The sequence below is a fragment of the Candidatus Methanodesulfokora washburnensis genome, assembly GCF_003947435.1.
GTDB lineage: Archaea > Korarchaeota > Korarchaeia > Korarchaeales > Korarchaeaceae > Methanodesulfokora > Methanodesulfokora washburnensis.
Genome location: NZ_RCOS01000103.1, coordinates 1 through 5999 on the forward strand (window position 1 = coordinate 1; position 5999 = coordinate 5999).

The 5999-nt window shown below is 42.9% G+C and carries 9 protein-coding genes; 8 read left to right on the top strand and 1 reads right to left on the bottom strand.

The window, feature by feature from the left end; genetic code table 11:
- Together D6D85_RS08625 and D6D85_RS08630 are read left to right on the top strand one after the other, a co-directional pair.
- A partial coding sequence (locus D6D85_RS08625; protein WP_125671655.1) for a type II toxin-antitoxin system VapC family toxin occupies positions 1–440 on the top strand: 440 nt, incomplete at its 5' end.
- A gap of 249 nt (positions 441–689) precedes the next feature.
- The gene (locus tag D6D85_RS08630; protein WP_161969785.1) at positions 690–1733 is read left to right on the top strand and encodes an AAA family ATPase; all 1044 of its coding nucleotides are present in this window, start codon (positions 690–692) and stop codon (positions 1731–1733) included.
- A gap of 13 nt (positions 1734–1746) precedes the next feature.
- Here the strand turns inward: D6D85_RS08630 and D6D85_RS08635 are convergent, their stop codons facing one another.
- The gene (locus tag D6D85_RS08635; RefSeq protein WP_125671657.1) at positions 1747–1968 is read right to left on the bottom strand and encodes an AbrB/MazE/SpoVT family DNA-binding domain-containing protein; all 222 of its coding nucleotides are present in this window, start codon (positions 1966–1968) and stop codon (positions 1747–1749) included.
- 200 nt (positions 1969–2168) lie between these two features.
- Between D6D85_RS08635 and D6D85_RS08640 the strand changes: the two genes are divergently transcribed.
- The 6 genes from D6D85_RS08640 to D6D85_RS08665 all read left to right on the top strand — a co-directional run.
- Complete coding sequence (locus tag D6D85_RS08640) at positions 2169–3305, top strand: serpin family protein (protein ID WP_125671658.1); 1137 nt, start codon at positions 2169–2171, stop codon at positions 3303–3305.
- Positions 3306–3421: 116 nt separating this feature from the next.
- A complete protein-coding gene (locus tag D6D85_RS08645) occupies positions 3422–3637 on the top strand; it encodes an AbrB/MazE/SpoVT family DNA-binding domain-containing protein (protein WP_125671659.1) in 216 nt (71 codons plus the stop codon).
- Positions 3634–4050 carry a type II toxin-antitoxin system VapC family toxin gene (locus D6D85_RS08650; protein WP_125671660.1) on the top strand — a complete coding sequence of 139 codons (417 nt, stop codon included), beginning with the start codon at positions 3634–3636 and terminating at the stop codon, positions 4048–4050. The genes D6D85_RS08645 and D6D85_RS08650 overlap by 4 nt, the downstream gene beginning before the upstream one ends.
- A 289-nt stretch (positions 4051–4339) precedes the next feature.
- Positions 4340–4996, top strand: a complete 657-nt coding sequence (locus D6D85_RS08655; RefSeq protein WP_125671662.1) for a peroxiredoxin — start codon at positions 4340–4342, stop codon at positions 4994–4996.
- A gap of 225 nt (positions 4997–5221) precedes the next feature.
- The gene (locus D6D85_RS08660; protein ID WP_125671661.1) at positions 5222–5644 is read left to right on the top strand and encodes a hypothetical protein; all 423 of its coding nucleotides are present in this window, start codon (positions 5222–5224) and stop codon (positions 5642–5644) included.
- Between the two features lie 134 nt (positions 5645–5778).
- A partial coding sequence (locus D6D85_RS08665) for a heavy metal-binding domain-containing protein (protein WP_133308306.1) occupies positions 5779–5999 on the top strand: 221 nt, incomplete at its 3' end.

Sequence of the window (5999 nt, forward strand, 5' to 3'; positions counted from 1 at the left end):
TTGACACAAGCGTGGTGGTTGAGCGTATAATAAAGAGCTCCCCCTATAAGATTTTAGCGGATAGACTTTTCGATGCTGCTGTAGAGGGAGCTGTAAAATTGTATGTAACGCATCAGACAATCAGCGAGGTGCTTTACACAGCTTCAAGGGTCTACTCCTTGGGAGGGGTTGACAATCCGAATAAGGAGGCTTTTTCGCTTATTCTTTGGCTGGTTTCTAGAGCAAAGCCTGTTGTGCCCGATTTTGAGATGGCTTTAAGGGCTGGAGAGCTAAAAAAGAAGCTTGGCTTCTCCATAGCAGACTGCTATGTAATAGCTGCTGCCGAGCACGTTGGAGGAGAGGCTTTATTTTTGAAAATAGAGGAGGAGATGAAGAAGAAGATTGAGGAGCTTAAGAACCTGCCTGTGAAGTTCCTGCAGAATCTCTCATTCACCGAGTAATTCTGTTGTTCCGCAGATTGTTCAGCTGAAACGCTAAGATTACTAACGGTATAAAGTATCGTTAAGTCTCGGAAGCCCCAATTTTAGGATTGTTTTGTAGAGCCCTCAAGACAAGAATAGGGATCTCAGTAAGATCTTTAAGGGATTATAATCTTTTGTATGCTAATCCTGCTACTAATGGCCTCTTGGCTGGTTCATCAGATAGCTTTTAAAATAAGTTACCCCCCTAAGTTAGTTAGAGGGGTAACTATGTACTTCGATCCTGAGCCCAAGACCAGAAGAGAGGATCTGTTTAACATGGAGAATGAGCTTAAGGAACTCTCAGATGGCCTCAAGAGAGGGAAACTTGTGGTAGTGACGGGCCTCAGAAGATATGGAAAGACATCCCTCATATTGACATACCTGAATGAGGAGAAGCTTGATAACATATTCCTAGACTGCAGACTCCTCCCCTCCGGGATGGTCAGCATGGACTCTTTTCTAGATCTGCTGGAGGCAGAGTTAAACAGGAAATCATGGGCCAAGAGGATATTAAGCAGGGTTGAGGGGATAAGCATATCGGAGATAGGAATAAAACTCAAGAAGAGGGATATTAACTCCCTTGTAGATGTCCTCCATGCATTGGAGGGGAAGATCCTCGTTATAGATGAGGCACAGGAGCTGAGGAGATCAAAACACAGGTTTGACTCAATAATAGCATATGCTTATGATCATTTAAACCTCAAGATAGTTTTATCGGGCTCTCAAGTGGGCCTTCTATACAGATTTCTGAGGGTGGATGATCCTGAGGCACCCCTATACGGGAGACCCTTTAAGGAGGTAAGGATGAGGAAGTTAAACGATGAGGAAGCGATGGAATTCCTGAGAAAGGGTTTCGAACAGGCTGGAATAAACGTGGAGGGTCCTGTTCTAGAAGAGGCGAGGAGAAGGTTCGATGGAGTAATTGGATGGCTCACCTACTTCGGCTTCTCAATGATTAGCAGAAGGGAGCCTATAGATAGGATAGCGAGAAGAGCATCCAAGCTTGCGATAAGCGAGCTCGAGCATGCTCTGAGGATATATGGGCCGGCTGAAAGCAGATACAAAGAAGTTCTCAGGATTATAGCCACGCTGGAGCATGCGAGGTGGGCCCAGATAAAGAGGGGAGTAGAGGCAAGGATAGGAAGGATACCTAACAATACTCTATCCTCTATTCTGAGGAATTTAGTGGACTCCGGCTTCTTGGAGAAGGTTAAGGAAGGGTATAAGATAGCTGATCCAGTTTTGAGAAGCGGAATCCTGAGCTACTGGTAGCTTACAGAGCTTTTCAGCCTTCAAGCTCAAGCTCCTCTCTCTTCATCTCCTCAACTATTTTCTGAATTCTTTCCCCTATTTTGACTCTTCTCGGCCTTAAGGGCCTTATTATAACTGCATTGTCCGCAATTTCAACTCTCAGAACTGTTCCCTCCTTTATGCCTAAGAGATCTCTGATCTCCTTGGGTATGACAACAGTTCCGTTCTTACCCATTCTTATGGTCTTACTAACCATGCTGATATTAATCTGCAAATCTTAATAAATTTCGTGATAAACTTCTTAAGATCCATCAGAACTTAAGGTTCAAATTGATTGAAGGAAATGAAAACTATTATAAGTAACACAAAGAAAATTTTCAGGGTGGAAAATTTAACTTAAGGAATTTGATCAAGTTTTTAGCAGTCCTTCTCCTAGTTATCATCGTGGGTGGCCTGATGCTCTACCAAAGAAAGCCAAGTGCTGTGATGGCAAGTCCTCTAGATTCCTACACAGAGTTCTCAATGGACTTCACCTCCCGCGTCGGACTTGGGGAGAAAAATACTGCTGTTTCCCCTTACAGCGTCTATATGGCCCTTCTTATGTTGACTGAGGGCTCTGCAGGCGATACAAAAGGCGAGCTGATGAAAGCTCTTAGGATCTCATCACTGGATGATGCAAGAAGCTGGTTCAACATAAGCACTGAAAGGTTCACTGATGTTAGAGAAGGGGCAAAAGCAGAGATAGCAGACAGCATCTGGATAAAGGAGGGATTTCCTGTCAGCAAGAGCTATCTGGAGTCCATCAGAAGATATTACCTTGCTGAGGTTCTCGGGTTCAGCAGCCCAGCTGATGCTGTGCCAAGGATAAACGGATGGGTTTCCAACAAAACAAACAATCTCATAGATAGGATAATTGGCAGGCTTGATCCCAGAGCTGTGATAGTTCTGGTAAACACAGTCTACTTCAAGGCCAACTGGACAATTCCATTTGATAGAATTGAGAAGGGGGATTTCCACTCACCTAACGGAACAAAAACAGCAGATTACCTCAGAGGAAGGGTTAGGGTGAGATATCTGGATGCAGGGGATTACATTGCTCTAGCTCTCAGCTACAAGGGAACTGATGTCAAGTTCGTTGTCCTCATGCCTAAAAATGATCTAAAGGGATTTCTGGGAAAAACAGGAAGGGAGAAACTGCTTGAGATATTTGACAAGCTGTTCAGCTCAAATGAAAGCGAAGTTGACCTATACCTTCCGAAGTTTGATGTCGACAGCGGCCTTCTGGATCTCAACAGCATTCTGATGTCAATGGGAATAAGGAAGGCTTTCATCCAAGGAGAAGCTGATCTCAGCCCTATGGTTGAGGACAAAAAGCTGGCTGAATACCTGTGTGTCGACAAGGTGCTTCACAGAGCCAGAGTGAGGGTGGATCTTTATGGAACTGAGGCTGCAGCTGCAACAGCCGTAATAATTAAGGTGACTGCAATGCCATCTCCTGCTGTCCCCCTGAAGATAGACAGGCCATTTGCATTCTTCCTTGTTGATCCCGGAACAAAGGCAATTCTTTTCGCTGGGAGCTTTGTCAATCCCTAGCAATTTCTCTAAACCAAAAATTTTCTTTACATACTATTGGTAAATCAAACCACCCGAGGGATCAGTAGGCTAAAGATTTATAAAGTGGCAGAAAACAATTTTTGTGGTGATTATCAATGATAGTGGAAGTAAAGAGGGTTGATAATCAGGGAAGGATAGTTCTACCTAAAAAGTGGAGGGAGAGGTGGGGCGATGAGATAATTCTAATAGAGCTTGAGGACAGAATAGAGATTCTTCCTAGGAGAAAACCAAATTTTTCACAGTTCTTTGACATAATAGAGGCAGATATAGAGGAGGATATTGAGAAAGAGCTTCTTGAGGAGTTGATATGAGGTTTATAGATGCTAACGTGTTCCTTTATGCTGTTGTAAAGCCAAAAAAGGAGGTAAAGAAAGAGATACTTGAGAGAAAAAAGAGGTCAAAGCAGATACTGCTCAGAATCGAGAATGGAGAGAAAGTGATTACAACAGTTGTTCATATTAGCGAGGTTGCAAATATTCTGGAGGCAAAAGTAAACCTTTCAACTGCCCTAAACTTTGTTGAAAGCTTAATACTTGCTGGAAATATAAAAGTCTTGCCTGTCCTTTATGAGGATTACCTAAAAGCCCTTCTAATTGCAAGAGAAAAGAAAGTAAGTGTAAATGATGCTTTGGCATACTTAAAGATGAGGGAGACTGGTATAGAGGAGATTTACACATTTGATAATCACTTCAGGAATCTTGATGTCAAAGTTGTTCAGGAGTAAGCTTTAAGCCAATGAGAAGATTCATGTCACCTTCTCAGAGATGCTACTACCTGTAGATTTAAAAACTTCAAAGCAATCTATTTTCGCTTTCTTTAAGACTCGGAGTTCTAGCTAAAATTTCTTTTTATCGACATTAAATCAGCCTGTGTTACTATTGCTCCAATTCGATGGGTTCGATTCTTGCAGAGAATGGCTCATTTACATTTTATAGTTTTCCTAACATTTTGGTTAGCTTTACTAACGAAATCTTTTTAAAGTTCCAACTCTCTTAATCAGAGGTGGTATCATGGTGGAGGAAAGAATGCCGTTGTTAGGTGAGAAGTTTCCTGAAATCGAGGTGAAGACCACACATGGAGTGATAAAGCTACCAGATCACTACAAGGGCAAATGGTTCGTCCTGTTCAGCCATCCTGCTGATTTCACTCCAGTATGTACAACGGAGTTTGTTGCCTTCCAGAAGAGGTATGATGAGTTCAGAAAGCTCAATGCTGAGCTCATAGGACTAAGCATAGATCAGGTGTTCAGCCACATAAAATGGACTGAGTGGATAGAGGAGAAGCTGGGCATCAAGATAGAGTTCCCAATAATTGCAGATGATGTTGGTAGAGTTGCAGGAAAGCTGGGATTGATACATCCAAACAAGGGGACCAATACCGTGAGAGCGGTCTTCATAGTTGATCCCAACGGGATCATAAGGCTGATACTCTACTACCCGCAGGAAGTGGGGAGGAACATGGACGAGATCCTGAGGGCTCTGAAGGCTCTGCAGGTATCAGATAAGCATGGAGTTGCAATTCCTGCAAACTGGCCAAACAACGAGCTGATAGGGGATAAGGTAATAGTAAGCCCTGCAAGCAATGTTGAGACAGCAAAACAGAGGCTGGAGCTCGCTAAAAAGAAGGAAATAGAGTGCTATGACTGGTGGTTCTGCTACAAAAAGGTCTGATCCCCCTATATTTTTTAGTTTTGTTCATTTAATAGGCTTTTTATGCTCAAACTCCCTCAAGCTGCCATAATCCAATTTCTTGTAGCTTTGGTATAATCTTTTCTCTGCCCTTTACAATACTTTAGGACCTCTTTGCAGTCTCTTTAATCTACTTTGTTGGCCGAATAATTTTGCGGAGAAGCAGCCTTATATATTATTGCTTTCATTGGTATCAGAAATTGCTTGATGATATGGGAAGTGATATTGATGTGTGATATATACGTGGCTAGGTGTTTCTTCAGCACCTTTGAGAGGTGTGATTTTGAGATCCCATTCCATCTGGGAGACTTTAACACGGATCGCTATGAAATTGCTGTGGTATGCCCTGAGCATAACACTGACCATATAAGGGATGTGATGCCTGCATGGTATGAGCTCGAATTTCTAGAGCCAACAAAGGATGAGGAGGAATTCTGGAAGAGGAAAAATGAGAGCCTGTATGCAGAGCTTGTGGAGTGGAAAAAGTATGCGGGGAAGAGGTTGCTGGTGCTATGTTTTACGGATAATGCGGTGAGGAATGCGGTGATAAACCATCCAAACTTGATATATCCTTTTAAAATAGCGAGGGTCAAGGGAATGCCGGAGGGCTTGGTAGGAATGAGAATATAAGCGATAAAAACTGTCAAATTTAGCAATCAGCCAGTTTTGGGGGATTAGCAGCTTTTCTTGAGTATAAGGAAGAGAGATTCCTCCTTGCGAAAATTATTAAAGACTAAAGATGAAGAAAGATCTGCCAGAAGGGGATGGGAAAAATGGATGTATTCGTTGTCACAACTCCAGGAATACCCGGATATTCGGTGAAGGAGGTAAAGGGCTTGGTATACGGGCAAAGCGTGAGGACCAGAGGTGCATTGGGAAGAATTGTTGCGGGAATAGAGGCATTAGTGGGAGGATCAAGCCAAGCATATCTGGAGGAGTTCAACAAGGCTAGGGATGAGGCAATAGAGAGACTGAAGGAGAATGC